At 45.2% G+C, this 3,224-nt stretch carries 4 protein-coding genes; all 4 read left to right on the forward strand.

The genetic code is table 11. The features are described from left to right. Positions 1-167, forward strand: a 167-nt coding sequence (locus tag AB4653_RS05795; protein ID WP_372103546.1) for a fumarate hydratase C-terminal domain-containing protein, incomplete at its 5' end; no start/stop codon positions are given. A gap of 164 nt (positions 168-331) precedes the next feature. After that, positions 332-517 (forward strand): hypothetical protein, encoded by a 186-nt coding sequence (locus AB4653_RS05800; RefSeq protein ID WP_004734731.1) that lies wholly within the window; start codon positions 332-334, stop codon positions 515-517. 211 nt (positions 518-728) lie between these two features. Next, complete coding sequence (locus AB4653_RS05805; RefSeq protein WP_102258590.1) at positions 729-2,102, forward strand: YcjX family protein; 1,374 nt, start codon at positions 729-731, stop codon at positions 2,100-2,102. Between the two features lie 14 nt (positions 2,103-2,116). Further along, positions 2,117-3,169 (forward strand): YcjF family protein, encoded by a 1,053-nt coding sequence (locus tag AB4653_RS05810; RefSeq protein ID WP_102258589.1) that lies wholly within the window; start codon positions 2,117-2,119, stop codon positions 3,167-3,169. The last annotated feature ends 55 nt before the right edge of the window (positions 3,170-3,224 follow it).

Below are 3,224 nucleotides of genomic sequence, written 5' to 3' on the forward strand. Positions count from 1 at the left end.
AGAAAGCACGTGTGGTTGCGTTTGAAGATCTCGGTATGGAAGCGATCTACGAGTTTGAAGTTGAAGATATGCCGGTAACGGTTGCGGTTGACTCTAATGGCGTGAACGCGCACCAGATCGGCCCTGACACGTGGAAAGTGAAAATTGCTGAAGCTGAAAAAGCATAATTAACCGACGCCAAAAAATTGTAATTGTCGCTAACTTCAGCGTTTGAATTGCAAATCTTGACAGAAAGTTGAAGACAAAAGTGCAGCATTATTTGCACTTTTGTCTTATTATCAATGATATAGTGATAAACACATAGTTTGATATAAGAACATAGGAGAGAGGAATGCCTCGTTTTATTCAGATCCTACAGATTATCTTGGCAGTGGTGATTGGTGCTTTTGTTGGTTACGACCTGATCTTGAAAGGGATCAGTATCTTTGATAATAAATACGTGACGATTACTTGTGCACTTTGGCTAATCGCAGAGATTGCACTGTTTGTTATCTACAAGTTGATTGAAGACGATTAAGAGTCAGATACCGCAGACAAATTCTAAAGCCCCTGATTATGAATGTAGTCAGGGGCTTTTATTCATCTAGCATTAAGAATGGGTATTGCATACTCACCACTATTAGTAAAAGAAAAAGCAAAAGCATACAAACAACCCTAATAGGGAAAGAACATAGGCTAGCCTATCTATTATCATAACCGACTGGCCTAATTATCACGGAGTCGTTCAAATGAAACACCTAACTCAAGAAATGAGTGACTTTATAAGCAGAGGAACGGATTCTCACATTCGAGTAGCGGTCACGGGGCTTTCTCGTGCGGGTAAGACAGCATTCATTACTTCGCTGGTTAATCAGCTTCTTCATACGTCTACCCACAAAAATCTGCCTCTACTTGCATCGGCGAGAGATGGCAGAATTATTGGCGCAAAGCGCATCCCGCAACAAAACATGATGATCCCACGTTTCTCTTATGATGAAGCGATGGAGTCGTTGAATGCACAACCACCAGAATGGCCAGTGCCAACGCGAGATGTTAGTGAGATTCGTCTAGCAATCAAATATAAGCCAGCTAAAGGCGCAAAGAAGCTGCTGAGCAAAAACAGCACCCTTTATCTCGATATTGTTGATTATCCGGGCGAATGGCTGCTTGATTTACCTTTGTTGGACATGGATTTTGATACTTGGAGTCAATCTCAATTTGCCGCGTTGAAAGGCGATAGAGAAACCTATTCGCAACAGTGGAACACAATACGTGGCGACATTGACTTGCTAGCCGAAGCAGAAGAAAAGAAACTGGTCGCGATTGCCGATAGCTATACTCAGTACCTTCATACTTGTAAGGATAACGGATTGCACTGGGTACAACCGGGTCGATTCGTATTGCCGGGTGAGCTTGAAGGCGCGCCTGTGCTGCAATTTTTTCCGTGCGCTGCTCCCGAGGGTAAGTTCTCAAAAACCAGCAACTATGCGGTTTTAAAAGCGCGTTATGAAGAGTATCAACAGAAAGTCGTAAAGGCGTTCTATAAGAATCACTTTGCCACGTTCGACAGACAAATCGTGCTGGTGGATTGCTTACAACCACTTAACGCAGGCTATGACTCTTTCATGGACATGCGTGGTGCGTTAGAACAGTTATTGAAGAGCTTTAAGTACGGGCGAAGCAATATGCTAAGACGCTTGTTTGCGCCGAAGATTGACAAGATCTTGTTTGCTGCCACTAAGGCTGACCATGTGACACCGGATCAACATCCGAACTTGGTATCGCTGTTACAGCAGATGGTACACCCTGCTTGGCAACAGGCGGCGTTTGAACACATCGACATGAGTTGCATGAGCATTGCGTCTATTCAAGCGACCAGCGCGGGTTATATCTCGTCAGGCTCAGACAATGTTCCGGCGTTGCAAGGTGTGACTTTAGATAATATCCCTCAAACCATGTATCCGGGAGAGGTGCCGCGTAAACTGCCAAACAAACAGTATTGGGAAACCAACCAGTTTGATTTTACGAGCTTTAGGCCGATGGAGCAGCACTCTGACGAGCCTTGTCAGCATCTAAGAATCGACAAGGTTTTAGAGTATCTCATTGGCGACAAGTTGAAGTAATTGAGGCAATTGAAATGAGTGAATTAAAAACGAAACAGGTCTTTGATGAACCGTTGAAGACCTCGTTCGATGAGCCGGATAAGAATGAAGTTACCCCAGATTTGGGTGCTCAAAAGCTATTCACGGAACAAGAGAAGTTTGTGCCCGTTGCACCACAAGTGGAAACCGACCTTGATGGTGACGCAGAGCAGCAACTGGAACAAGTGATTCGACCGAGTAAAAAGAAGAAGTGGTTTGGAACGGGTTTATTGGTCGCTTTCTCTGGTCTAGTTGGATGGCAGGCAATTGATTCGGTGATTACCGCGATTCAAACGGCTGACTGGCTTGCGTTAGGTTGGACTGGCTTTATTGCTGCCATTGCTTCATTGGGTTTAGGCGCAATAGGCAAAGAGCTGTGGAAACTGCGCTCACTTAAAGATCACTTTAGTGTGCAAGAGCAGAGTGAAGAACTACTCCAAAGCCAAAGTGTCGGTAAGGGCAAAGCGTTCTGTGAAAACATTGCCAAGCAGGGCGGTATTATCGCTGAATCACCCGCTTATGATAAGTGGCGAAACAGCATTAACCCAGCGCACAGCGATGCTGAAGTGTTGGATATGTACGATGCGTTGGTCGTGAGTCAGCAAGATAAGGTAGCTACTCAGATCGTCACTAAGTTCTCTACCGAATCCGCGGCTTTGGTTGCTGTGAGCCCATTGGCGGCAGCAGATATGTTGCTGGTGGCTTGGCGAAATTTCACTATGATAGACAAGCTTGCTGATGTGTATGGCATTGAACTGGGCTACTGGTCTCGAATTAAATTGTTCAAGTTGGTCTTAATCAACATGGCAGCGGCCGGTGCAAGTGAGCTGGCGATTGATGCGAGCATGGACTTAGTCTCGATGGATCTTGCAGGTAAAGTCTCAGCTCGAGCAGGGCAGGGGCTCGGTGTCGGTATCCTCACAGCGAGACTGGGCTTAAAAGCCATGACATTGCTGCGTCCTATGCCTTGGCATAGTGAGCGAAAAGTAAAACTATCCGACCTTCGCAAAGCCGTCCTTTCTGAAATAAAGCGCATTACCTTAAAGTAAAGCGAAGTGCTTAAAATTGAAATGTAGGAAATAAAGCGAATTACCTTCCTATAAA

The organism is Vibrio sp. 10N.222.48.A3 (assembly GCF_041475345.1).
Classification (GTDB): Bacteria; Pseudomonadota; Gammaproteobacteria; order Enterobacterales; family Vibrionaceae; genus Vibrio; species Vibrio tasmaniensis_A.

What these genes read in the sequence shown, in the direction of transcription:
- AB4653_RS05805 (WP_102258590.1), top strand. Translation starts at nt 729, where the DNA reads ATGAAACACCTAACTCAAGAAATGAGTGACTTTATAAGCAGAGGAACG.
- AB4653_RS05810 (WP_102258589.1), top strand. Translation starts at nt 2,117, where the DNA reads ATGAGTGAATTAAAAACGAAACAGGTCTTTGATGAACCGTTGAAGACC.
- AB4653_RS05800 (WP_004734731.1), top strand. Translation starts at nt 332, where the DNA reads ATGCCTCGTTTTATTCAGATCCTACAGATTATCTTGGCAGTGGTGATT.